Source organism: uncultured Sphingomonas sp. (assembly GCF_937859915.1).
Classification (GTDB): Bacteria; Pseudomonadota; Alphaproteobacteria; order Sphingomonadales; family Sphingomonadaceae; genus Solisphingomonas.
In genome coordinates this window covers 33,979-57,951 of sequence record NZ_CALMAW010000063.1, presented here as the reverse complement: position 1 = coordinate 57,951, position 23,973 = coordinate 33,979, and the positions used below count along the sequence as shown (strand labels likewise).

The 23,973-nt window shown below is 66.0% G+C and carries 17 protein-coding genes and 2 pseudogenes; 7 read left to right on the top strand and 12 right to left on the bottom strand.

What is annotated here, in order from left to right:
• Positions 1-24: 24 nt before the first annotated feature.
• The gene (locus Q0326_RS08965; RefSeq protein ID WP_298689334.1) at positions 25-1,413 is read right to left on the bottom strand and encodes a phospholipase D-like domain-containing protein; all 1,389 of its coding nucleotides are present in this window, start codon (positions 1,411-1,413) and stop codon (positions 25-27) included.
• Between the two features lie 793 nt (positions 1,414-2,206).
• On the opposite strand from Q0326_RS08965, the gene Q0326_RS08960 reads away from it, so the two are divergent.
• Positions 2,207-3,124 carry a DUF5694 domain-containing protein gene (locus Q0326_RS08960; RefSeq protein ID WP_363303898.1) on the top strand — a complete coding sequence of 306 codons (918 nt, stop codon included), beginning with the start codon at positions 2,207-2,209 and terminating at the stop codon, positions 3,122-3,124.
• A 546-nt stretch (positions 3,125-3,670) separates the two neighbouring features.
• On the top strand, positions 3,671-4,849 hold the full coding sequence (locus Q0326_RS08955) for a site-specific integrase (RefSeq protein WP_298689314.1): 1,179 nt from the start codon (positions 3,671-3,673) through the stop codon (positions 4,847-4,849).
• 656 nt (positions 4,850-5,505) lie between these two features.
• On the opposite strand, the gene Q0326_RS08950 is transcribed toward Q0326_RS08955, so the two are convergent.
• The 5 genes and pseudogenes from Q0326_RS08950 to Q0326_RS08935 form a co-directional block, all read right to left on the bottom strand.
• On the bottom strand, positions 5,506-6,327 hold the full coding sequence (locus Q0326_RS08950) for an SGNH/GDSL hydrolase family protein (protein ID WP_298689312.1): 822 nt from the start codon (positions 6,325-6,327) through the stop codon (positions 5,506-5,508).
• Between the two features lie 302 nt (positions 6,328-6,629).
• Positions 6,630-6,920 (bottom strand): endo-1,4-beta-xylanase, encoded by a 291-nt coding sequence (locus tag Q0326_RS18065; RefSeq protein ID WP_363303900.1) that lies wholly within the window; start codon positions 6,918-6,920, stop codon positions 6,630-6,632.
• A gap of 61 nt (positions 6,921-6,981) precedes the next feature.
• Positions 6,982-7,599 (bottom strand): annotated as a pseudogene (locus tag Q0326_RS08945) (endo-1,4-beta-xylanase); the annotation flags it as partial.
• Positions 7,600-7,728: 129 nt separating this feature from the next.
• Entirely contained in the window at positions 7,729-8,571 is an 843-nt protein-coding gene (locus Q0326_RS08940; RefSeq protein ID WP_298689310.1) for an alpha/beta hydrolase, read from the bottom strand.
• Positions 8,572-8,997: 426 nt separating this feature from the next.
• Positions 8,998-10,166, bottom strand: a pseudogene (locus Q0326_RS08935) (IS110 family transposase).
• 176 nt (positions 10,167-10,342) lie between these two features.
• Here Q0326_RS08935 and Q0326_RS08930 point away from each other — a divergent pair.
• Positions 10,343-10,654, top strand: coding sequence for a hypothetical protein (locus Q0326_RS08930; RefSeq protein ID WP_298689336.1), 312 nt, complete (start codon positions 10,343-10,345; stop codon positions 10,652-10,654).
• 266 nt (positions 10,655-10,920) lie between these two features.
• Here the strand turns inward: Q0326_RS08930 and Q0326_RS08925 are convergent, their stop codons facing one another.
• From Q0326_RS08925 to Q0326_RS08905, 5 genes are all read right to left on the bottom strand, one after another.
• Positions 10,921-11,859, bottom strand: a complete 939-nt coding sequence (locus tag Q0326_RS08925) for an alpha/beta hydrolase (RefSeq protein ID WP_298689308.1) — start codon at positions 11,857-11,859, stop codon at positions 10,921-10,923.
• A gap of 58 nt (positions 11,860-11,917) precedes the next feature.
• Positions 11,918-12,958, bottom strand: a complete 1,041-nt coding sequence (locus Q0326_RS08920) for an arabinan endo-1,5-alpha-L-arabinosidase (RefSeq protein WP_298689306.1) — start codon at positions 12,956-12,958, stop codon at positions 11,918-11,920.
• Complete coding sequence (locus tag Q0326_RS08915; protein ID WP_298689304.1) at positions 12,955-13,965, bottom strand: family 43 glycosylhydrolase; 1,011 nt, start codon at positions 13,963-13,965, stop codon at positions 12,955-12,957. Before Q0326_RS08915 ends, Q0326_RS08920 begins: the two co-directional genes overlap by 4 nt.
• A 70-nt stretch (positions 13,966-14,035) precedes the next feature.
• Positions 14,036-16,822 carry a TonB-dependent receptor gene (locus Q0326_RS08910; protein ID WP_298689302.1) on the bottom strand — a complete coding sequence of 929 codons (2,787 nt, stop codon included), beginning with the start codon at positions 16,820-16,822 and terminating at the stop codon, positions 14,036-14,038.
• Between the two features lie 181 nt (positions 16,823-17,003).
• Positions 17,004-18,803, bottom strand: a complete 1,800-nt coding sequence (locus Q0326_RS08905; RefSeq protein ID WP_298689300.1) for an IlvD/Edd family dehydratase — start codon at positions 18,801-18,803, stop codon at positions 17,004-17,006.
• A gap of 95 nt (positions 18,804-18,898) precedes the next feature.
• Between Q0326_RS08905 and Q0326_RS08900 the strand changes: the two genes are divergently transcribed.
• Positions 18,899-19,825, top strand: a complete 927-nt coding sequence (locus Q0326_RS08900) for a Gfo/Idh/MocA family oxidoreductase (RefSeq protein ID WP_298689298.1) — start codon at positions 18,899-18,901, stop codon at positions 19,823-19,825.
• 6 nt (positions 19,826-19,831) lie between these two features.
• Here Q0326_RS08900 and Q0326_RS08895 read toward each other — a convergent pair whose 3' ends face one another.
• Entirely contained in the window at positions 19,832-21,427 is a 1,596-nt protein-coding gene (locus tag Q0326_RS08895) for a sodium/solute symporter (RefSeq protein WP_298689296.1), read from the bottom strand.
• A gap of 118 nt (positions 21,428-21,545) precedes the next feature.
• Between Q0326_RS08895 and Q0326_RS08890 the strand changes: the two genes are divergently transcribed.
• Genes Q0326_RS08890 through Q0326_RS08880 form a run of 3 tightly spaced genes read left to right on the top strand, consistent with a single transcriptional unit; the run spans position 21,546 to position 23,934 of the window.
• Positions 21,546-22,403, top strand: coding sequence for an SMP-30/gluconolactonase/LRE family protein (locus tag Q0326_RS08890; RefSeq protein WP_298689294.1), 858 nt, complete (start codon positions 21,546-21,548; stop codon positions 22,401-22,403).
• Complete coding sequence (locus tag Q0326_RS08885; protein ID WP_298689292.1) at positions 22,400-23,293, top strand: 2-dehydro-3-deoxygalactonokinase; 894 nt, start codon at positions 22,400-22,402, stop codon at positions 23,291-23,293. The genes Q0326_RS08890 and Q0326_RS08885 overlap by 4 nt, the downstream gene beginning before the upstream one ends.
• Positions 23,290-23,934 carry a 2-dehydro-3-deoxy-6-phosphogalactonate aldolase gene (locus Q0326_RS08880; protein ID WP_298689290.1) on the top strand — a complete coding sequence of 215 codons (645 nt, stop codon included), beginning with the start codon at positions 23,290-23,292 and terminating at the stop codon, positions 23,932-23,934. The genes Q0326_RS08885 and Q0326_RS08880 overlap by 4 nt, the downstream gene beginning before the upstream one ends.
• Positions 23,935-23,973 lie beyond the last annotated feature (39 nt).

Below are 23,973 nucleotides of genomic sequence, written 5' to 3'. Positions count from 1 at the left end.
ACCGAAGATAGCTGAGGAGCGGCCCTATCGCCGCCGCAGACGGCGGAGCAGGCCGCCGCCGGCGATCGGTTCGAACACCTCTTCGGGGCTTTCCGGATCCAGAACCTCATGGTCGGCGAGCCACTGCGTCGCCGCAGTCAATTCGGGCAGCTGATAGGGGCTGAGCGAATGGCCCGGTCCGCGCAGGCGCTCGATCACCGCGATCAGCGACCCGGTCTGCTCGAGCAGCGCACCGACCTGCTCGACCGGGACAGCCAGATGTTCGGCGAGCAGGCCATTGCGAATGCCGGCGATCGCCGGCTCGAGCGCCGCATCGGGATCGCGGGCGGCATCGACCGAGACGTCGCATTCGGTGTCGAGCCGCATCGACCGGTTGTTGAGGTTCGCCGAGCCGATGCGAAGCTGGGCGTCGTCGACGATCGTGATCTTGGCGTGCACATAGATGGGGGCACCGCCGGCAGTGAACGGATGATAGAGCGCGAGCCGGCCCTGGCGATCCCGCGCCTGCAGGGCGCGCACCAGCCGCGCGCGGGCGCTGTCCATCGCGATCGGCTGCAACCAACCCTCGGCGGTCTGCGGGTTGATAATGACGATCTCCGGCCCGTCGGGCTCGTCCAGCCGCCTGGCGATCGCCTCGGCGACGCGGCGCGACGCGAAATACTGGCTCTCGCAATAGAGCCACCGCCTGGCGGCCGCGATCTGTTCGAGGAACAGCGCCTCGATTTCGTAGACCGGTTCCTGATCGTCCATTTTCGGGTGGGTGCGCGCGATCGCGACGTCGACCGCGGTGAAGGTCGGCGTCAGCCCCTTCGGCCAGCATTCCGCTTCCCCCTCGACGGGCTCCAGCGTTTCGCCGGTCGCGCGCTGCCAGCGATCGCGACAGCTTCGCGCCAGCGCTTTGGCGACCGGGCCGCTCAGCGCCGACGTCGCGTCATGCCAGGGCTTGTAGGGCTTGCCGCCGGCGTTGGTGCGCGCGGGGTCCTCGTCATGGTGCGCGCGCGTGTCCCAGCGCGCGTCGGTCATGTCGATGCCGCCGCAGAAGGCGAAGCAATCGTCGATCGATACGATCTTCTGATGGTGCGACGAGGCGGTCGGATGATGGCCGTCCAGTTTCAGATGAATGCGGGGATGCCGCATCCATTTGAGCAGGCGAAACGCCGTCGACGCGCGAAACAGGCCCTTGAGCGCACCCGTGTCCCACCGCAGCAGATAGAGATGCAGGTCCGGGTTGCGATCGACCAGCCAGGAGAGCAGCTCGCCGATCTGCGCAGGCTCGCCCGGCAGCCGCGCCGCGACGTGGAGGTCGACGCGGGAATCGAAGTCCCAGCCGACCAGCATGATGCGACGACGCGCCTGGAGAAGCGCCTGTCGAGCCGTCGCGAAATAGTCTTCCGCATCGATGATGACGGCCATCTGGTCCGCGCGCTCGATCCGCCAGCTGCTCTCGCGCGCTTCGCTCACACATGCCCCTTCGTTGTGGCCTGTCGATTAGCATCGACTGCGTGACGATCAAGGCAGGTCAGTATCCTCGGATACACGACATGATCATGACGAAAAAGCGGCCTTCGCTCTGTCGCAGCTTTGGGTTAGGTGACGGCGATGACATCGGCAATCGATCGCGCGTTTCAGCTGGCTCAGTCGGGGCGGTGTCGTAGTGTTTCGGAAGTGATCCGCCACCTCGCGGCGGGCGATCGAGTGGTCGTTGCAGCCCATCTCGAAAGGCCTGCGGCTAGGCGAGAACTCATTCTGATGTGCAGCGCAGCTTGGCTTGCGGCCGATTAGCGATACCGGCGGCCAGACCGGTTTACCGAACCGGTCTGCCGACGCTATCGCGACGCACGATCCCATTGCTCATGGCGCCGGTCGGGCCGCAGTCGCGAATCCGGATCTCTTCAATCAGCATGGGGAGCGCACGCGACCGTCTCTGTACGAGCGTGCATCCGTAGCGGCTACCTAGCCGCTCTTGAACCAGGCTGCGCCGGATCCGCTTCCCTAACCCCGCCAGCTGTGTTAGCCGAATAGCACAGCAGAGCGCAGGGGGACCACGATGCGGATGTGGAGGGTGGCAGCAATGATCGCTGCCGTTGCTTGTGCCTCCGTCGCAGCGGCGCAAACCTATCATCCCTTTGATACGGGCCGCTTCAAAGGGCCGCATTCGGGGCCTCATAATCAGTTGCTCGTCATCGGCAGTCCCCATCTTTCCGGCATGCCCGCACAATTCGAGCCCGAACAGCTGCGGCCGGTACTCGACAAGCTTGCAGCATGGCACCCACAGGCCATCGCCATCGAGGCGGTGTCCGGCATCCAGTGCGACTTCATGCGCCACTATCCCGATCGCTATAAGGACAGCGTTGCGGCCTATTGCTGGGATCCGGCGCCTGCCGCCAAGGCGACCGGGCTCGACGTGCCGGCCGCGACCGCTGCCTGGGGCCGGCTGCTGGCGACGTGGCCGGCGCAACCCTTGGCCGCTGACCGTCGTCGCCTTTCGGCGCTGTTTCTCGCCGGAGGCGAGAGCGCTTCCGCGCTGGTCCAATGGCTGCGCCTTCCCGAAGGTGAACGCCATGTCGGCGACGGGCTTGATGACGCTCTCGTCGCGCGGCTCGACAAGCTGCGTACGAGACACGACGAGAGCCTGCTGATCGCAGCCGCCCTCGCCGCGCGGCTCGGCCTCGACCGCCTATACGCCATGGACGACCATACCGCCGATGCGCCGGTCCTCGACGAGACCGCCTATGACGCCGCGATCGCGAAGGCGTGGGATAATCCCGCCACCGCCAAGCGCAAGGCGATGGACATGGCGCTCGATGCGACGCTCGGTCAGCCCGGCGCCATGCTGACGCTTTATCGGGCCTACAACGACCCCGATCAGCCCAAACTGATTTTCGACAGCGATTTCGGCGCCGCTCTGGAGGAGCCGTCGGCAGCCCGCTTCGGCCGTGCCTATCTCGGCGGCTGGGAGACACGTAACCTTCGCATGGCATCGAACATCCGCGACATGTTCGCCGCGCAACCTGGCGTTCGCGGACTGGTCGTGGTCGGCGCCTCGCACAAGCCCTACCTGGAAAGCTATCTCAACGGGATGCATGACATGACGGTCGTCGATGCCGAGGATGTGCTGCGCTGACCCAAGGCTAGCGCGCGACGCGTTAGCCCCAGAAAAGGCCATTCGCGTAGCGTCCCCGGTTTGCTTGTCCTGTCGTTTGTTCATGCCTGACCGCAGCTTTCCTTCCTTGAAGGCGCTTGGGCTGCTGACGACAAACGGATCCTAGGTTGTCTTTGGACGGGCGTCGCGCATCATGATGGCGGACGAAGACCCACGGTGCGTCGGATCGGTACGCACGACCTAAGCCGAGCGGGTCAGCCGAACGTCAGGTTCCAGGCGGAAAAGTCGATCGTGCCGGACTTCTACGAACCCCTGCGGCGGGGTTCTTGGCGGAGAGGGTGTCCTTAGAATTGCGGAATATTTTGAGCCCTTACGGAATGTCCTGAGAAGACGTATCCCGTTGTTTTAAGGCCGGTCTTTCTTCCATTATCCATCAACGGCCAGTTCACGAAGTGCCAGACATCCTCTCCGAAGCGCATCACAAAGTGGGCATGGAAGTGGGCATGGAAGTGGGCTATAGGGGTTCGACGGACGATGGAGCAGCCCGTGTCGAGAGCCCTCAGTCGGATGACCGCCCGCAAGGTCGCTTCGCTCAAAGAACCGGGCCGTCATGCCGACGGCGGAGGGCTCTATCTCAGGATCACACCAAGCGGTGCTCGGTCTTGGGTCTTCATGACAACCAACGCCGGCAAACGCGCCGAAATTGGCCTCGGCGCGGAGACCTCCGTCCCGCTATCGACAGCACGAAAGCTCGCGTCCGATATGCGGGAGGCCGTCGCCACCGGTATCGATCCTCGCGCAGTCATCGCGCCCAAACCCATCGAGGCGCCGCCCGATATCGTTACTTTCGGCACATTCGCTGAGACATACATATCCAGCATCGAGGAAGGCTGGCGGAATGATGTCCACCGTCAGCAATGGCGCAACTCGCTGCGAGACCACGCAGCGTCGTTGAGCAACAAGCGGATCGAAGACATCGGCACCGAGGACGTGCTTGCCGTCCTGCAGCCGATCTGGCTGACAAAATCGGAGACGGCAAGTCGTGTCCGTGGCCGGATCGAGAAGATCCTGGCGGCTGCCAAAGCTCGGGGGCTACGCCCACTCGATGCAGCCAATCCGGCACTTTGGAAGGGGCACCTCGACGTCCTGCTCCCACGTCGCCCCAAGCTCACCCGAGGGCATCACGAAGCGCTTCCGTGGCGCGATGCGCCATCCTTCATGGTTCAATTGCTTAAGCGCCCCGCATTAGCAGCCAGAGCCTTGGAGTTCACTATTCTGACTGCCGCCCGATCCGGCGAGGTGCTCGGCGCGGCATGGGGTGAGATTGATCTCGACCAGAAACTGTGGACTGTTCCGCCCACGCGAATGAAAGCCGGCGCCGAACATGTCGTGCCCCTTTCAGACGCGGCGGTAGCAATTCTGAATGAATTGAAGCCCGAAGATTACAGACCCAAGGATCTGATCTTCGCCGTCGGAGGTGCAGCGCGCTCCAACATGGCGATGGCGATGCTCCTACGCCGAATGGGCTACCGCATCACTACCCACGGAATGCGGAGCACCTTCCGGGACTGGGCCGGTGACGCGACCGAGTTCCCGCGCGACCTCATCGAGCAAGCCCTGGCGCATACTATCAGCGATAAGGTAGAGCGTGCGTATCGCCGCGGAACGGCAATCGAGCGCAGGCGCGTACTTATGAAAAAGTGGGCGGAATATCTCCTTCCGCCAGATCAAGCGGCCCCAGAATGACGCGCGCCCTGATGCGTCGCAAAAATCTGCCTAAGCCGCGTGCGCCATTGAACGATCGTCGCGGTATGATTTTGTGCCCAAATCGCCGATGACCGAGCCACCCACGTCTGATGGTCGCCTACAAGGGACTTTGGAACTCAGAACTTGATCACGGTCGCGAAGCCATGCAGCTCCTTTCGACCAACTCAAGCCATTCCCGGCCCAGAGCGTGAACGGCGGCTCATGCTGAAACTTGCCATCCCGTTCCATTGAGCGGTCGGGCCGCAGGGCGCGACTTCTCTGCCGTTAAACGAAGAGAGCGAGTTTCCGAGAACCCGACGTTTTCTGCTTCGCTAAATGTTGCAGCGACGGTGCAATCGCGCGTGTCGACAAACCCTAAAACGTAGATTGTTGTACATTGCAGCAAAGCGACAGCGTTTGTCGCACAGCTTTCCGAGTCAACAAACATGATATGACAGGCGCTCAAGATATGCGCGAAAAACGTGTCTTTTGCGTCGCCAAAAGAGCGTAGCTGTCATTCCCATAACTCCGCCGAGATGACGCCATTTCGGGAAAACGTCTTGAGAACGGTTTTTGGGAAAGCGGCTCGCAGCGGGGGCAGTTCACTCGTCACTGTTGCCCGCCGGCCCGGTGCCGGGTTCCCTTTCGAGAAAGAGCTAACCACCAATGGCCGCGTCGAGTGCTTGTGCAATCCGATCCATGCCGGCCTGGTTGGGATGATACGCGACGGGGCTCGGCCAATTCGGTGTGCGCGGCGCGTGATAGCCGGCGATGTAGGGACTAGCCGAACAGGCATCATGGCCGGTGCCGATCTCGGAAGATCGCACCACGCCAACATGATTGCGCGCTGCGGCGCCCCCGATCGCTTGCGCGAGCCGGATCGCCACACCGCGTATCCGGCCAATATCGGCAATTGACAAGGGCAGCGCCGCGCAGCCGGCGCCGTTTGCAGGCACGGCAGGTAGGTAGCCGACAAGCACGATACGAGCTGCGGGAGCCCGGCGACGTACCTCCGCCACAACCTGATCGAGACGAGCGGGAAGGGCCGCCAGCTTGCTTTCGATGCTGGCGGGATCGGCTACATGACAATTGGTGCCGCCCGTGTCGCGGCACGACAGGCCGCCTAGGTTGCCGACATAGTCGATGTCGTTGCCGCCGATCAGGATCGAGACGAGCTTCGTGTCCGGCGTCACTGCCTCGATCTGGGCTGAGAATCCATGCTGGCCGTGTACGAGGATATTATCGGTCGTGGCACCCGAGCAGGATACATCGGTCAGCGTGAGGTGGCGGCCGCTCGCGACCTGGCGCGCGAAGTTGGACATCGAGCGAGCGCATTGACCGCTGGCACTGTCGGGCGTCCCAACGCCGGGCCCGGCGGAATAGGAGCTCCCCATCGCCACATAGCGGCTGCCGGCCGGAACTTGGGCCAACCCGGTTCCCGCCAGCGCGACACCAGCTAAGATTATCAGGGCCTTCATGTCGTTCCTCATGCGGTTCGCGAGGGACCGCTTTACCCAAAACGAGGCGGAGCGCACGAGAAGATGCCGCGCAGGCAATTGCCAGTGATGCTGGATCTTCTCTAAAATCGGTGTGTGAGCTTCGCGAAGCCATGTGCCTTCCCGTGGCCGCATGCTTTTAGGAACGCTCCGGCTGTCTCGACCGCCGTTTCTTGTAGAAAATTCAGTCGGCAGCACACTTATTGGTGATCGATGTTTCGGCTGCGTCACGGATCGGCTGCCAGCGCGTCGCTCTCGCGCCGTCAAAATGCCGGGCTGAATTACTAAGGTGTTCGCGCAAAGCAATGCTCGGTCGCCCAGCTTGCGTCCTTAACGGTACCGTCTGCCCCGAACAGAAGCGGCCGCCTCGCCATCGGTCCGCTCTGACCCGGCGTCGCTGCCGTATAGTGGGGCGTATCCCAGACGCCCCAGGTCAGGACCGATGAGACCGCACCCGTTCCCGGTACCCGGCCGAGGTAGCGCTTGTAGACGCCCGCGACCATCCCGTCGCTGCTGCCAGGGTTGAGCCTGCTGTCGTCGACGTCGAGTTCGGTGATGTAGACCGCGAGCCCCATCGCCTTCACATCGAGGATGAACTGCGCCAGCCCCGGCGAAGCCATCGGTCGCCCCGGCGCTCAGGTGAGACTGGATGCCAAGAGCACCGATCGGAACGCCTCGCTCACGCAGGCCAGCAAGCAAGGCGAGCACCGCAGCGCGCTTGCGGCGCCCACTGTCCCCATCGCCCTCGAGCCCATAGTCGTTGTAGCACAGGATGGCGGCCGGATCGGCTTCCCGCGCGGCGTGGAAGGCAATGTCGACATAGCCCGGGCCCAGCGCCCGATACCAGAACGAGTCCCGCCAGCCACCCGGCAGGCCATCGACGAGGTTGATGACCTCGTTCGCGACATCCCATGACTGGATCCTGCCCTTGTAGCGGCCGGCAACCTGCCGGACATGGTCGACGAGAACCGCTTCGGCGTTCTGCCTCGTCACCGTTTGTGTGACCCAGGGCGGCAGGGCACGATGCCAGCAGAAGGTATGGCCGCGCATCGCGATGCCGTGGGTTCCCGAGAAGGTCGCGATGGCATCTGCCTGCGCGAAATCGAAGCGGTCGGGGGACGGATGGACGGTCGCCCATTTCAGCGCGTTCTCCGGCACGACCAGCGTAGCTTGCTCGGCGACGAACGCGGCGTAGCGTGGATCGCCGTTCAGGCGCCGGGTATCGAGCGCGAACCCAAACCGCACGTTGCGTCCGGCGGCGACGCGACCGAGCCCGGAACGAAGCCGTTGCTCCCTGGCGTGGCCAAGACCGGATTTGCATGAAGCCCGGCGGCGAGTGTGACACCAGCCGCGGCGAGGAAAGCGCGACGGTCAAGCGGTGCTTCAGCCATGCGCGTCCATCCACTTGCCGATCGCCGCCACCACTTGTCCCTCGATGCCGAAATAGCCGTGAGGTGTGAGCGAGCCGCAATCCTTCGGGGAACGAGTGGTGCCGCCCGACACGGTGAGGACGCGCACGTTCTGGCTACCGGTCATGGCGGCGGCGATCCGCTGCGCGGCCTGCGGGGGCGCCACGTTGCAGCGATCATCGCGATTGGCGACGATCAGTGCCGGGGCGCGCACCCGCTGCGGCTCGGCATCGAACACCGTCTCGCCGCTACCGCCCATGACCGAAACGGATTCAGTAAGCACAACCCCGGCGATGCTGCCCGGCGCGGCGTGCGCGGCACCGTTCATGGCGGCGATCGATCCCTGGCTCGTCCCGAGAAGGAAGACGGGACCAGCGATTTGGCGATGCGCAAAGTCGACCAGGCCGCTCACAAGCCTAGCGTAGGCGCGTGAGCTGCGCAGACCGCGGAGATTGGCGCGATCGACCGTGTCCGGGATCAGCACCGCATAGCCATGGCTGTTCCACAGCGCACGCGTCCGAACGACGAAATTTTCGTCATGCTGAACGTCGCCACGGCGTCCAAGGCCAACATCGCCGGCGCCGCCGGGAAGCATCACGATCGTTCCACGCGGACGCGCTGGCGCCGAGAACAGGACCCGCTGATGATCTCCCCCGCGTAGCGGAAGGTCGATCACCCGCTCGCCGGCTCCCACGCTAGTTGGCAGCGAGGCATGCGGACGGATGTCCCTCGATGCCTGTGCCGACGCGGTGCCGGTGATGAGCGCTGCTCCCAGAGTGAGAGAGACGACGCGCCTGAGGTTCCGTCCTGTCACCATAATGTTAATCCTTGTCGTGGGCTTTGATCGAGCCTGCGTAGGACGATCAACCTGAACCTCATGCAGTCACAAGGTGCAGCGGCCGTTCAGGCACGAAATGAACCGCCCCGGGTTTGCCGGAAGCTCCAACTCCTCACATGAGGGTTTTGGGGTCAAGGGGTCATTAGGTTGGTCTATCCTTTCTTGTTCGGCATCCAAGGTCTGAACCCGATCGCATAGTGCCGGTCCGGTATCCAAGCCTGCACAACCTCACATCCGGTCGCCGCTCGGAACGGCTGCACCAATATCCCGCTTTCGACGGGCAAGGGCTCAGGAGAACGGGACCATTCTGAGAAGCGGCTTTTGAAGCCATAGGAGTTGGCGGTCCGTCCACCTGGATCCGTCAGGACTGATCAGGTCCTGGGGATTCAAAATTTGCTAGGAATATCAGCTAATAGTTTTCATGGCGGCGCCTTCGATAACGACGCCGGACGTCACGAATTTCCAAAGCGCGACCAGCAGCTTGCGGGCGAGTGCCACGATCATCGCCTTTTTGAGGCGGCCACCATTGCGTATCACGCGATCCTGGAACCAACGGGCTAGCGTCGAGTCCGGTTGGTGACGCAGCCACAGCCACGCGAGCTGAACCATCGTCGTACGCAGCCTGGGATTTCCGGCCTTCGAGACACCCTGCTCACGATCGATCGATCCGCTCTGCCACGGAGAGGGTGCCAGCCCCGCATAGGCGGCGACCTGCCTTCGATTGTCGAAGTGGCGGAAAAGGCCTTCCGAGTAGAGGATCGCAGCAAACTTCGGACCAATCCCTTTGAGGCCAAGGAGCATTGCCATGGGCGCGGGGGTGCCGATGACGGCTGGGATTGCCATAGCATCCCGCTCGCCTTCCACCGCCTTGATCTGATCGAGCAACAACTCGAGGCGGTCGAGCTCACGGCAGACCTGCGCCCTGATATTCCCAGGGAGCTCGCGGCCATCGCCGGTTCGCAGCTCATCCAGGCGCTTGCGACGATCACGATTAAGCGGCTCATAGTCCCGGATGCCTCGGCTGAAGAGTAATCCTTTCATGCGATTGACGTGAAGGATTCGCTCGGCGACCAGCGCCTTTCGCTCCCGACCGATCCGGCGGCGATCTTCTTCCTCAGGCGTCGGTATCCGGACCATCGAGCAGACACGCGGTTCTCCCCGCGTGTAGGCCATCAGCGTGCGGAGCAGCATCTCGCCATCGATGCGATCAGTCTTTGCGCGACGGTGGCGACGCGACACCGCGATTGACGTGGCGTCGACAACATGGCTTTCGATCCAGCTTTCTCGGCCCAGCACGCGGTCGATCCAAAAGCCGTCAAGGCCCGCTTTCTGGATCACCACCAAGGGGTAAAGCTTGCCCTGCCGTTCCTGCGCCTTTGTCCGAAGTTGGGCAAAGCAGGCAAACAGGCCGTCGATATCGCCGCCGGCGATCGTCCGGCGCGACATCTTGTCGCTACCCGGTGCTAGTGAGGTGACCAGCCAGGTCGATTTACTGAGCTCCAACGAGACAAAAATGAGCCGAGATCTACGCGGAACGCGGCAGGTCCATCGAATCCGTCAGCTATCGCATTCATGATTTGTCTCCAGCAATTTGGTGACCAACTCTGTCACAGCGCGAGCCGGTCTCCACTCCTCATGGGATCTGAGAAGGTGGAGCCTGTATGAGTAAGACAACGAACAAGTTTGCGCCGGAAGTTCGCGGACGCGCGGTACGGATGGTTCTCGACCACGAGCGGGATCACCCCTCGCGATGGGCAGCGGTGGTGTCAATTGCGAGAAGATCGGCTGCGTTCCGCAGCGCAACATCGCCGCCGGCAAGGTGGATCGGGTCGACAAATATATAGACGCGGCCAACACCTCGGCCCAGCGGGCGGCCGCGCTCACGGCCCGCCGGCTGGCCTTCGGCCGGCGGCAATCGCTCGATCTGAAATCGACCGACATTAACGCCCTTGTCCACGGCATGGAGGATCTGCTCCACGGCACGCTGGGCGAGCAGGTCGCGCTCGAGACCGCGCTGACCGGCGATCTGTGGATCGCCAGTATGCCCCCGTTCTCGGCGTAGCCCGACACTAGAAGCACCGAGGTGTCGGGCCTCGTGGATCGAATTGCCGCCGCGAGCTCAGTCCCGGTCATCCCGGGCATGAGGTGGTCGGTGACCTCGATCCCTCGGCCTCGACTGAGCAGCGCTCAACTCAAGCGCAACGGTGCCGTCTCAGGCCAACCTCGCCACGCACGATGCTCCCGCGCAGCGGGTCCGTGCATCGGCCACAAGCAGGCGTAAGTCTGAGCCGAACAAAGGCCGCAGTTCGATTGCCATGCCCACGCCCGCTATGCGGTGCGTGCGGCGATCCAGCGATCGAACAGCGCGGGCCACAGGCTGCCCGGGTTGGCCGGCGGCAACCCCGTGCCGAAGCCGTGGCCGCCGCGCTCGATCAGATGCGCCTCGACGGGCACCCCCGCCGCGCGGCACGCCGCCAGCCAGTCGAGGCTGCACGCCGGGGGGACGATAGTGTCGTCGAGCGCGTGGAGCAGGAAGCTTGGCGGGGTGCGCGCGTCGACGTGAAGCACCGGCGAGCGCCGGTCGACCAGCGCCGACGATGGATCGGGCCCCAGCAGATGGTCGCGCGAGCCTTGGTGCGTCTCCGGCGCGCGCAGCGTTGTGACCGCGTAGAGCAGCCCCGCGAAATCGGGCCGCACCGGAAGGCGGTCGGCGTCGTCGACGGGCGCGTAGACGCGCTCGCCGGCGCCCACCGCGAGGCTCGCCGCGACATGGCCGCCCGCCGAGAAACCGACGATGCCGACGCGGCCCGGATCGATGCCATAGTCCACCGCGCCCGCGCGGATCAGCCGGATCGCGCGCTGCGCACCCTGCAGCGGCACGTCGGCGCGGTCCGCCCAGCCTTCGGCGGGAAGCCGGTAGATCAGCACGAAGACGGTATAGCCCAGCGCGCGAAGCGTCTCGGCGACGTGCAACCCCTCGTTCGACGCCGCAAGAAATTCATAGCCGCCGCCGGGCGCGGCCAGCAGCGCGACGCCACTGGGCCTGGCAGGGCGAAAGACGTAGAGCATCGGCGTCGCGACGCCGCGCAGTTGGATTTCGCGGCGCCCCGGATCGCCGCGCATCTCAGAATCGGGGCGCGGCGGCGGCGACGCGACGCCGGGGGGATCGCCCGGCCACAGCATCACCCGCTCGCGCGGCGGCCACGCTACCGCATCGGAGCCGAGCGCGACATCTGCGGCCGGCTCGGCGGCGACCGACGCGGGCAAAAGCCCCGCCGCGAGCGTCGTCCCAGCAGCGTGCGCCGATCGATCGCCATCGCGCGGCTCAGCTCAGCGCGACGGGCCAGCCGTCAGCATCCCAGCGCAGCTCGGCGAGGCGCAGTGTCGGGGTGGCGTCGTGCTCGGCGTCATAGGCGTGGTAGACGATCAGGTCGCGCGCGCCGTCGTGCATCAGCCCGCAATGGCCGGGGCCGCGCCAGCGCGTGCCGCCCCATGGCCGCTCGATCAGCACGGTCTTGGCGCGGCCCTCCATCATCGGCTGGCCGTCTTTGTCGACATAGGGGCCGGTGATGCTCTTCGAGCGGCCGCACGCGACGAAATAATTGGAGGCGAGCTTGCGGCAGCAATAGTCGTAGCTGGCGAAGAGATAATAATAAGCGCCGTGGCGGAACAGGAAGCCGCCCTCGATCGGATTGTCAGCGCCCTCGGGGGCGGGACGATAGGCGAGCGACCAGATGCGCGTGTCCCCGGGCGCGCGCTTGCCGGTGTGCCGATCGAGCTTGATGAGCTTGAGCCCGCCCCAATAGCTGCCGAATTCGAGCCAGTCCTCGCCCTGCTCGTCGCGGATGAAGTTGGAATCGATCGCGTTGTAGCCCGAGCCGGGGTGCGTCTCGATCACCAGCCCGTGATCGGTCCAGCCATAATGCGGCGCGGCGCGGTCGAGCGTCGGCGTGGTCGCGAAGCCGGTGACCGAGCGCATGCTCCCCCCGGTCGAGACCGAATAATAGAGGCGGTAGAACCCGTCGACATAATGGATGTCGGGCGCCCACACGCTGGTCGCGGTCGGGATCGCGGCGTGCGCCCAATCGGGGATGCCGAAGGGCGAGCCGTTGTCGGTCCAGCTCTTGAGATCCTTCGAGGTGCGCCAGCTCGGCCCTGGACGCCCTTCCCAGCCCCCCGAGCCGAAGACGTGATAGGTGTCGCGCTCGCGGATGATGACGGGATCGTGCAGCCCGACGAGATAGCCCGTCAGATGCGCGTTGAGCGTGTCGGGCGCGGCGTCGGCGGTCGCCGAACGCGGAAGCATCGCGGTGGCGGAGAGCGTCAACGCGCCCTTGATGAGGCCGCGGCGGTCGGTTCCGGTCATCGGTCAGGCTCCTGGCAGGTCGAGGGGGGCAGAGGCGAGGCGGGCGGCGCGGCGTCGGTCATCTCGATCGGCAGGATGCGGCCGTCGGGGCCGTAGCGGACCGCGTCGATCGCGACCTGACGATCGCCCTTATACGGGCCGGGGCCTGGTCCGCGCTCCCAGCGATGATAGGCGATATACCATTGATGCGTCGCGGGATTTTCGGCGAACCCGTGGTGACCGGGGCCCTGGTGCGTCGCGTCGGCGCGGAGGACCGCGCCGCGATAGGTCCACGGACCGACCGGGGTCGACGAGGTCGCATAGTGGACCGAATAATCCGGACCGTTCCAGCGGCCGTGGCTGTAGGAGAGATAATAGATGCCGCCGCGCTCGTGGACGAAGGCACCCTCGGTGAAGTTGGGGGGGGTCTCGACGGGGATTTCGCGCGCTATCTCGGTCATGTCGGACTTGAGTTCGAAGATGCGCAGCATCGCGCCCGCGCTGCCGCCCGCATAGAGATAGGGCGTACCGCTCTTCGGATCGACGAACACCATCGGGTCGATCGCCTCGAAGCCGTCCCCGCCGGTCAGCAGCGGATGACCGCTGTCGACGAAAGGGCCATCGGGCCGGTCGCCGATCGCGACGCCCAGCCGGCTCGGCGTCGGATTCTGTGGGCCGACGGCATAATAGAGATAATAGCGGCCGATCGCCGCGGTTAGGCTCGGCGCCCACAGCCCGTGGTTGGCCGCACCGTCGGCGGCGATCCAGGGAATATCCGCCATGCGCAGCAACGGGGTCGAGCGCGTCCAATGCTGGAGATCGGGCGAGGACCAGGCGGTGAGGCGCGTCGCGGCCGCCACCGACGGCGGATCGCCCGGATCCGTCGGATAGACCCACCAGCGCCCGCACGCAGCCACCATGTCGGGATCGGCGCCGGCGAACAGCGGGTTACTCGTCGCGGCGGGCGATGCGGGCGGCGGTGCCGCGGCCAGGCTCGCGAGCGCCGCGACGAGGACGGTGAGCCGCATCATGTCCTCCTTGCGCGGGTGCGGTGGAAGAAAAGGCCGGACGCACGAACACGTCCGGCCAGTTGGGACATCAGAAGCGGAAACGCGCGCCGATCGAATAGGTGCTGTCATCGAAGCGGATATCGTGCGGGTTCAGCCCGTAATAATAGAAGCTCTCATATTTGGCGTGCGTGATGTTGGTGCCATCCGCGGTCAGCGTCAGATGGGGCGTCACGTCGTAGTTGAGGCTGAAATCGAGCCGACCGTTGGCGCGCACCCCGTTGAGGAACACGGCTTGATCAGTAGGCCTGAGATTGACCGAGGTGGTGTTGTCGCCGTCATAATATTTGGAGCGATGCGTATAGACCATGCGCGCCGAGACGCTGTATTTCTCGAAGATCAGCCCGGCATTGTAGTTATACTTCGACACGCCGAGCAGCTGATAGCCGTAGAGCGGATCGCTACGGCTAGTCACCTTGCTGTCGGCGATCGTGTAGTTGCCGAACACGCCGAAGCCCGAAAGCGCACCGGGCAAGAAATCGAAGAAATATTGCGTCCCCGCCTCGACGCCGCGCAGGCGCGCCGCGCCAAGGTTGCGCGGCTCCGAGATCAGATAGTTGATGCCGCCGATCGCGGTCAGCACGCCGTCGGTGATGATGCGGTTGGTGATGTCCTTCTGGTAGATACCGACCGAGATGTAGTTGGACTTGCCGAAGTAGAATTCGGCGGTGGCGTCATATTCGTTGGCCTTCTCGGGCTTGAGATCCGGATTGCCCTGCGAGCCGCCGTTCTGGATGTTGGCGTTGGTCGACACCGCATAGTTGAGGCCGGGGTTGAGCGAGGCGAAGTCGGGGCGCGCCAGCGTCTTGGCGTAGCTCGCGCGCAGCTGGAGGCCGCCGCCGAGCTTGAGCCGGGCGCTGGCGTTGGGCAGGAAGTCGGTGTCGCTGGTGTGGCGGCTGACCGGGACCAGCGTCGTCGTTTGGTCGGGGTTGGCGACCGCACCCGTGCCCGAAATGTCGCGGCTGGTGTTGGTGATGCGCACGCCGAACAGGCCGTCGAGCTCGATCGGGCCGTGGATCTCGATGCCGTACTTGCCCTGCACATAGCCGGAGTAGGTGTTTTCCTTGGCGGCGAAGCTGCGCTGCGGCTGGTAGGGCTGGTCGCCCTGCGCGATGCCGAAGATCTGGCGCAGGCGATTCTCAACCGCCTCGTCCAGTAGCTGGTCGATTCCCGGCTGGAGCCACGGCGTGCCGCCATAGATGCGCGGAACGCCGGGGACGGGCTGGAGGAAGTCGGCAGGAAGCCCCTGCCCGTCGATGGGCGTGGCATAGGCGCCGCCCGGCGCCGCGGGGTTGACGATCACCTCCTCATATTTGCCGGTGCGGCGGGCGTAGCGGCCGCCGAACTGAATTTCCTTGAGAAGGCCGCCGACGTCGTACTTGCCGTCGAGTGCGGTCGCGAACAGCGTGCCGCTCGACTTGAGCCGGTCGTCGTCGAGTCCGTTGGTGAAGTAGAAGCCCGACGCCTGGCTGAGCGGGTTGCCCGGCGCGGTGAAGTTGACGCCATTATTGTCGTTGGTAGTGATGTTGACCGTCGGCAGCGTCTTGCCGATGTCGATGATGAAGGTCTTGCTGTAATAGGTCGACTTCTCACCCGACACGTCGAGATCGAGGTGGAGGCGGTCATGGTCGTATTTGACGCCGCCGCCGTAGATATAGTCGTTGGTGCGCTGCTGGTGCGCCTGATCGCTGGTGAAGCCGCGGCCGTTATTGGCGGTGTAGGATTGCGTGTTGCACAGATTTTCGATGTGCGAGCTGGGGTCGGTGGTCGATCCCGCGAAGCCCGCGCCGTTGACGAGATAATTGTTGCAGCTGTTGCCGGTCACGACATTGCTGATGTTGGTGCCCGAAAAGGCGTCGTTGATGATGAACGCGGTCGACGACTTGTTGCGATAGCCCGCCCACAGCGCGTCGCCGTAGAATTGGAGATCGGGCGACGCCTGCCACTGCACCGAGGCGTTAAGCTGCGGGCGCGAATAGGTGCCGAACTGGTCGAGCCCGCCGACGCCGGTGGGCAGCAGCGCGCCCGCCGCACCCGGGGGACCCTCGTTGCCCGAGCGCATCAGATCGTCGAACGCCACCGGGCGGTCGAACTTGGTCCTGGCGTAGGAGCCGCTGACGAGGATACCGATCTCGCCGATGCCCGTGTCGAAGCGGTCCGAGATGAGCAGATTGGCCGAGGGATACGATTTGTTGAGGTTGGTCGACAGCGTGTTCTCGGCGCCGCCCGAGACGGTGAAGCCCTTGAAGTCGAACGGGCGGTGCAAATCCATGTTGATCGTGCCCGCGACGCCACCCTCGAGCATGTTGGCGCTGTTGTTCTTGTAGACCTGCGCGCCGGCGAGCGCCTGCGCGGGAAGATCCTGGAAGGAGAAGCCGCGGCCCTCGCCGGTGAACACCTCGCGCCCGTTGAGCGTCGTCTCGATGTCGGCGAGGCCGCGGATCAGCGGGTTCTCGATCTCGTTATTGTCGCCGACGACGACCTGCACGCCCGGCACGCGCTGCAGCGCGGAGGCGACCGTGGGATCGGGGAACTTGCCGATGTCCTGCGCGACGATCGCGTCGACGATCTGGTCCGAATTGCGCTTGATCGTCTCGGCGGCCTTGAGGCTGCCGCGGATGCCGGTGACGACGATGTCGGGGGCCTGCGCGGCGGGCGCGGTGTCCGAGGCGGCGGGGGCCTGGCCGGCGGTCTCGTTGGTCGACGCCTGGCCGGCTTCGGCGGGCGTCGGGGCCGGGGCGCTCTGCGCGTGGGCGGTGCCGCCCAGCAGAATCGCGGCGGTGGACGCCGAACACAGCAACAGCTTCTTCTTGATCATCAGGACCTCCCCAAGTTTTTCCGGACGTTGCCGGCTGCTTCGATTCATTGCGGATCTGCGATCCGAGTAAGTCGCATTTATCTGACAAATGAAGCGATGGCTACCGCTTTGTCATCTTCGGCAATATTTTTTCAGAGGGAGTCGCGGGGCGCCCGCGCGGGAGGGGCGCCCCGTGCGACGGTCAGTGGCTGTCGCGGGGGACGCCGAAGCGCTCGTCGATGCGCTGGTAGCGCTCCGCGCCCTCGAGGATCGCGCCGGTGCCGAGCTGACCGACGGTGCGGCGCTGGATTTCCTGCCACGGCGTCTGCGAGCGCGGATAGGCATAGCCGCCCGCCGCCTCGAGCGCCTCGCGGCGCCGCGCCATCTCGTCGTCGGGCAGCAGCACGTCGACGCGGCGCTTGGCGAGATCGATGCGCAGCCGGTCGTAGCTGGCGAGCAGCGAGAGATTGCCCCCCGCCGCGGCCTCGGGCGAGGCGTTGAGGATCGAGGGCGAGCCGCTGGTGCCCGACTGGCGCCCGTCGCCGATGCACGGCAGCTCGGCGATGCCGTCCTTCACCAGATAGGTGGGCGGGCGCATGTTGACGACCTCGGCGGCGCCCGGATAGCCGACCGGACCGCAGCCGCGGATCACGAGGATGTCGGTCTCGACGATCCCCAGCGCGGGGTCGTCGATGCGGCGGTGATAATCTTCGGGGCCGTCGAACACGATCGCCCTGCCCTCGAACGCCTCGGGATCGTCGGGGTTGGCGAGGAAGCGCGCGCGAAAGCTCGGCGAGATCACGCTGGTCTTCATGATCGCGCTGTCGAACAGATTGCCGCTGAGCACGACGAAGCCGGCGTGCTCCTTGAGCGGCTGGTCGAAGGGGCGGATCACCTCGGGAAGCTGCGTCGTCGCGTCGCGGCAATTGTCGCCGATGCTGCGGCCGTTGGCGGTGATCGCATCCTCGTGGATCAGCCCCTGGCGGATCAGCTCGCCGACCACCGCGGGAACGCCGCCTGCATGATAATAATCCTCGCCGAGATAATCGCCCGCGGGCTGGAGATTGACGAGCAGCGGCACGTCGTGCCCGCTCTCCTGCCAGTCCGCCAGCGACAGCTCTACGCCGACGTGGCGCGCGATCGCGGCGAGGTGGATCGGCGCGTTGGTCGATCCGCCGATCGCCGAATTGACGACGATCGCGTTGAGGAAGGCGTCGCGCGTCATGATCTTCGATGGGCGCAGATCCTCGCGCACCATGTCGACGATGCGCTTGCCCGTATAATAGGAGATTTCGGCGCGCTGACGGTAGGGCGCGGGGATCGCCGCCGAACCGGGGAGCTGCATCCCCAGCGCCTCGGCGAGGCTGTTCATCGTCGTCGCGGTGCCCATCGTGTTGCAATAGCCCGTCGACGGCGCCGACGAGGCGACCAGATCGACGAAGCCGGTATAGTCGATCTCCCCCGCCGCGAGCATCTGCCGCGCCTTCCACACGATCGTCCCCGATCCGGTGCGCTGACCCTTGTGCCAGCCGTTGAGCATAGGCCCGACCGACAGCGCGATCGCGGGGATGTCGACCGTCGCCGCCGCCATCAGGCAGGCTGGCGTGGTCTTGTCGCAGCCGATCGTCAGCACGACGCCGTCGATCGGATAGCCGTAGAGCGTCTCGACGAGGCTCAGATAGGCGAGGTTGCGATCGAGCCCCGCGGTCGGGCGCTTGCCCGTCTCCTGGATCGGGTGGACGGGAAATTCGATTGGGATTCCGCCCGCCTCGCGGATGCCGTCGCGGACGCGTTCGGCGAGGACGAGATGGTGACGGTTGCACGGGCTGAGGTCGCTGCCCGTCTGCGCGATGCCGATGATCGGGCGATCCGACTGGAGCTCTTCGCGGCTGATCCCGTAATTGAGATAGCGCTCGAGATAGAGCGCGGTCATGTCGGGATGTTCGGGATCGTTGAACCACGCTCGCGAACGCAGTCCGCGCGGCGTAACGTCGTCTGACACTGTCGTCACTCCCCTTCGCCGCCGCTGTGCCGGACGGCTATCGCTCTTCTAATTGTCTGATATATACGATCCCATATTTAAGCAAGGGTATCCGCGTGAAGCCTCCCCATAGCATCGCAATCATCGGCGCGGGCAAGATCGCGCAGGATCAGCATCTTCCCGCGATCGCCGCGAGCGACGCCTTTTCGCTCGCCGCGGTGGTCGATCCGGCGCTGCCCGATCTGGGCGTCCCCGCCTTCGCCACGCTCGCCGAGCTGATCGCGCGGGGCCCCGCGGTCGATGCGGTCGCGGTCTGCACGCCGCCGCTGCCGCGCACCGCGATCGTGCGCGAGGCGATCGCCGCGGGGCTGCACGTGCTGATGGAGAAGCCGCCCGCCGCGACGCTGTCCGAGGTCGCCGCGATCGAGGCCGCGGTGCGGCCCGACCGCACCGTCTATGCGAGCTGGCATTCGCGCCACGCGCCGATGGTCGCCGAGGCGCGCGCCTGGCTCGCGGGCCGGACGATCCGCGCGGGGCGGCTGGTGTGGCGCGAGGACGCGCATCGCTGGCATCCGGGGCAGCATTGGCTGTGGCAGCCGGGCGGCATGGGGGTGTTCGATCCCACCATCAACGCCTTCTCGATCCTCACCGAAATCACCGACGCGCCCTGGTCGATCGCGCGCGCCGATTTCCAGGTGCCCGCGGGGCTGCACGCGCCGATTTCCGCGCAGCTCGCGATGCGCGTCGGCGACGCGCCGGTCGCGGCGGACCTCCATTTCCACGACGACGACACGCCCGAATGGACGATCGCGCTCGAGACCGACGACGGCGCCGCGATCGAGTTGCGCGACGGCGGCTCGACGATCGCGATCGACGGCGCGCCGCCGCGCACGCGGGAGCGGATCGAATATCCCGGGGTCTACGCCGAGTTCGCGGCGCTGGTCGCGCAGGGGCGGTCGGCGATCGACGTCCGCCCGCTGCGCCTCGTCGCCGACGCGTTCCTGCTCGCGCGGGTCAGCGCGGCCGAGCCGTTCGCGCCCTGACCCGGCTCACCACCAGGTCGCGTAAAGCGCGACGAGGATCAGGCACACCGCGAGCGCGCCGACGTTGAAGCCGGTGCCCGTGGCGTAGAGCACGTCGCCCGTCTCGATCGTGTCGGTGCCCTGCTTGGCGGGGGTGACCAGCGAGACGATCACCGCGAGCGCGAGCGCGATCAGGAAGACGACGCCCATCCGGTTCATGAAGGGCAGCGACGCCCATTCGGCCTTGAACAGCCACGACAGCAGCACCGAGGCGACCGCCGCGGCGATCGCGCCCGCCTCGCTCGCGCGCTTCCAGAACAGGCCGAGCAGGAAGATCACGGTGATCCCCGGGGTGAAGAAGCCGGTGAACTCCTGGATGAACTGGAACGCCTGCTCGGACGCGCCGACCAGCGGCTTGGCGGTGAGGATCGCGATGATGATCGCGACCACCGCGGCGATCCGGCCGACCATGACGAGATGGCGCTCGTGCGTGCCGTCGCCGGCGCCGTTCTCGGCCGCGCTCTGCTGGCGCTTGAACTTGGCGTAGACGTCGAGCGTGAAGATCGTCGCGATCGAATTGATCTTGGACGCGGTCGACGCGATGATCGCCGCGATCAGCGCCGCGAAGACAAGCCCGAGCAGCCCGGTCGGCAGCAGCCGCATCATCGTCGGATAGGCCTCGTCGGGCTTGGCGAGCGCCGGCGCGAGCATCACTGCGGCGATGCCGGGCAGCACGATGATGATCGGCATCAGCAGCTTGAGGAAGCTCGCGAAGATGATGCCCCTCTGCGCCTCGTCGATGTTCTTCGCCGCCAGCGCGCGCTGGATGATATATTGGTTGAAGCCCCAATAGCTGAGGTTGGCAATCCACATGCCGCCGATCAGCACCGACAGGCCGGGCAGATCGGCATAATGCGGATCGCCCTTCTTGAGGATCATGTGGAAATGCTCGGGGATGCCCGTGGTCAGCTTGTGCCAGCCGCCGAGCACGTCGCCGCCGCCGAGCTTGCCCAGCGTCAGCCACGCGATGATGAGCCCGCCCATCACCAGCAGCGTCACCTGCACGATGTCGGTCAGCGCGACCGCCTTCAGCCCGCCGCGGATCTGGTAGAGCAGCGCGAAGGCGCCCAGGATCACCAGCGCGAGCATCTGGTCGATCCCCGCCACCTTGGTGACCGCGATCGAGCCCAGCCAGATGATCGAGGTGAGGTTCACGAAGACGTAGAGCGCGAGCCAGAAAATCGCCATCAGCGTGCGGATGTTCTTGCCGTACCGCCGCTCGAGGAACTGCGGCATCGTGTAGATCTCGTTGCGCAGGAAGATCGGAAGGAAGAATTTGCCGACGATCAGCAGCGTCAGCGCCGCCATCCATTCATAGGAGGCGATGGCGAGCCCGATCGCATAGCCCGATCCCGCCATGCCGACGATCTGCTCGGCCGAGATGTTGGCCGCGATCAGCGAGGCGCCGATCGCCCACCAGGGGAGATTCTTCGAAGCGAGGAAATAGTCGGTGGTGTTCTTCGCCCCCACCCCCGCCTTGTCGCGGCTCACCCATTGCGCCAGCCCGAAGATGGCGATGGCGTAGACGACGATGACGGCGATATCGATGGGAGCGAGCGACACGGGATTTCCTCTCTGATCGCGCCTTGGGCGCGCCGGGCATCTTGGCCTTGCCGGCTCCATTTATATGATTATTACGCATTGGCAACCGGCGTTGGAACGACGCCCGAAGGGAGAGACGATGGACTGCATCTGGCCGTTGGAAGCGACGCTCGGCGAGGGTCCGCTGTGGGATGCGGCCGCGCAGGCGCTGTGGTTCGTCGATATCAAGCAGGGCCGCATCCACCGCTGCGACGCGCGCGGCGGCGATCGACGCACCATCGAGGTCGGCGGATCGCCGAGCTTCATCCTGCCACGCGAAGGCGGCAATTTCGTCGTCGGCAACGGCCATCTGCTCCAGCGCTTCGACGGCGAGGCCGTGACGGGCGAGATCGCGCACGTCGCGATGCGCCCGGAGAATCGCTTCAACGACGCCACCACCGATCGCCACGGCCGGCTCTGGTTCGGATCGATGGACAATGAGGAGCAGGCCGTCACCGGCGCGGTCCACCTCCATGTCGACGGCGAGATTTCGGTGGCGGGCGGCGAGAGCATGATCACCAACGGCCCCGCGGTGAGCGCCGACGGCCGCTGGCTCTACCATGTCGACACGGTCGAGCGGACGATCTGGCGCTTCGACGTCAGCGACGCCGAGCGGCTCGACCATGGCGAGGTCTTCGTCCGCATCGAGGAGAGCGCGGGCAATCCTGACGGCGTGACGATCGATTCGGAGGGCCATCTCTGGGTCGGGCTGTGGGGCGGCTGGGCAGCGCGGCGCTACGCCCCCGACGGCACGCTCGTGCAGACCGTGCGCTTCCCCTGCGCCAACATCACCAAGGTCGCGTTCGGCGGCCCCGACTTGAAGACCGCCTTCGCGACCAGCGCGCGCGCGGGGCTCGACGAGGCGGCGCTCGCCGCGCAGCCGCTCGCGGGCGGGCTGTTCGCCTTCGCGGTCGACGTCGCCGGCGTCGTCGCCACGCCCGCGAAGATCGACGCATGACGATCCTCGGCGATTGGGGGACGACGCGGCTCCGCCTGTTCCGCCTCCGCGACGGCGCGATCGCCGAGCGGCTCGACGGCCCCGGGATCGGCCAGCTCGCCGCCTCGCCCGCGGAGACGCTCGCCGCTGCGCTCGCGCCGTGGCGCGACGCCGCGCGCGACGAGGGCGTTCTGCTCTGCGGCATGGCGGGATCGCGCAACGGACTGGTCGAAGTGCCCTACGCGCCCTGCCCCGCCGACGCCGATGCGTGGCGCGCGCGGCTCGCCACCGTCACCGTCGACGGCATCGCGGTGTCGGTCGCGCCGGGGCTGAGCGGCGCCAATTTCACGGGACACGCCGACGTGATGCGCGGCGAGGAGACGCAGATTTTTGGCGCGACCGCGGTCGATCCCTCGCTCGCCCGGGGGCGCGCGCTGGTCGTTCTGCCCGGCACGCACAGCAAATGGGCCGAGCTGATCGACGGCCGCGTCGAGCGATTCCACACCTTTCCCACCGGCGAGCTCTTCGCCCTGCTGCGCGACCATTCGACGCTGACGCGCGCGGGCGCCGACACCGCGGGGCGCGAACAGGGTTTCGCCGACGGGCTCGCGCGCGCCGGCACCGGGCTTATCGCGGGGCTGTTCGAGGCGCGCGCCGCGCAGCTCGTCGAGGGGCGCAGCCACGGCTGGGCGCTCGGGTTGCTTTCGGGGCTGCTGATCGGCGGCGAGTTCGCCGAGGCGATCGCGCTCGCAGGCGGCGCGCCGAGCCCGATCGTGCTGATCGGCGATCCCGCGCTCTCCGCGCTCTACACGCAGACGGCGGAGCGTTTCGGGCTCGCCGTGACGCATCTCGACGGCGACGCCTGCGCGATCGCCGGACTCGCCCTGCTCTACCAAGGACCGACGCGATGACGATCGACGACATTCTCAGCGACGGCGCGCCGCCCGTCGTGGCGATCCTGCGCGGGGTCAAGCCCGACGAGGTGGTGGCGATCGCTGATGCGCTGGTCGCGGGCGGTATCCGGCTGATCGAGGTGCCGCTCAACTCGCCCGATCCGATCACCAGCATCCGCCTGCTCGTCGAGGCGATGGGGCCGCGCGCGCTGTGCGGCGCGGGCACCGTGCTCGACCCCGACAGCGTCGACGCGGTCGCCGGGGTCGGCGGCAAGCTGCTCGTCACCCCCAACGTCAACGCCGCGGTGATCGCGCGCGGAGTCGCGCTGGGCATGGAGCCGATGCCCGGCTTCGCCACCCCCACCGAAGCTTTCACCGCGGTCGCGGCGGGCGCGAAGCGGCTCAAGCTCTTCCCCGCGAGCGGCTTCGGCACCGCCTATCTCAAGGCGATCCGCGAGGTGCTCCCCGCGGGCACGCGGACCTGGGCGGTGGGCGGCACCGGCGTCGCCAATTTCGGCGAATGGCTGGCGGCGGGCGCCGAGGGCATCGGCGTCGGCGGCGCGCTCTACAAGGCGGGCGACGACGCCGCCACCGTCGGTGCGCGCGCGCAAGCGTTGCTCGAGGCATGGCAGGCGCGCCGAGTGCGAATTATCATATAATTCTGGACATTGCCGGGGAGCCGCCTCACAATCGCGGCA

What these genes read in the sequence shown, in the direction of transcription:
- Q0326_RS08910 (WP_298689302.1), bottom strand. Translation starts at nt 16,822, where the DNA reads ATGATCAAGAAGAAGCTGTTGCTGTGTTCGGCGTCCACCGCCGCGATT.
- Q0326_RS08890 (WP_298689294.1), top strand. Translation starts at nt 21,546, where the DNA reads ATGGACTGCATCTGGCCGTTGGAAGCGACGCTCGGCGAGGGTCCGCTG.
- Q0326_RS08960 (WP_363303898.1), top strand. Translation starts at nt 2,207, where the DNA reads ATGCCCGCACAATTCGAGCCCGAACAGCTGCGGCCGGTACTCGACAAG.
- Q0326_RS08880 (WP_298689290.1), top strand. Translation starts at nt 23,290, where the DNA reads ATGACGATCGACGACATTCTCAGCGACGGCGCGCCGCCCGTCGTGGCG.
- Q0326_RS08885 (WP_298689292.1), top strand. Translation starts at nt 22,400, where the DNA reads ATGACGATCCTCGGCGATTGGGGGACGACGCGGCTCCGCCTGTTCCGC.
- Q0326_RS08965 (WP_298689334.1), bottom strand. Translation starts at nt 1,413, where the DNA reads ATGGCCGTCATCATCGATGCGGAAGACTATTTCGCGACGGCTCGACAG.
- Q0326_RS18065 (WP_363303900.1), bottom strand. Translation starts at nt 6,920, where the DNA reads ATGGGGCTCGCGGTCTACATCACCGAACTCGACGTCGACGACAGCAGG.
- Q0326_RS08930 (WP_298689336.1), top strand. Translation starts at nt 10,343, where the DNA reads ATGGGCAGCGGTGGTGTCAATTGCGAGAAGATCGGCTGCGTTCCGCAG.
- Q0326_RS08940 (WP_298689310.1), bottom strand. Translation starts at nt 8,571, where the DNA reads ATGGTGACAGGACGGAACCTCAGGCGCGTCGTCTCTCTCACTCTGGGA.
- Q0326_RS08950 (WP_298689312.1), bottom strand. Translation starts at nt 6,327, where the DNA reads ATGAAGGCCCTGATAATCTTAGCTGGTGTCGCGCTGGCGGGAACCGGG.
- Q0326_RS08955 (WP_298689314.1), top strand. Translation starts at nt 3,671, where the DNA reads ATGACCGCCCGCAAGGTCGCTTCGCTCAAAGAACCGGGCCGTCATGCC.
- Q0326_RS08920 (WP_298689306.1), bottom strand. Translation starts at nt 12,958, where the DNA reads ATGACCGGAACCGACCGCCGCGGCCTCATCAAGGGCGCGTTGACGCTC.
- Q0326_RS08915 (WP_298689304.1), bottom strand. Translation starts at nt 13,965, where the DNA reads ATGCGGCTCACCGTCCTCGTCGCGGCGCTCGCGAGCCTGGCCGCGGCA.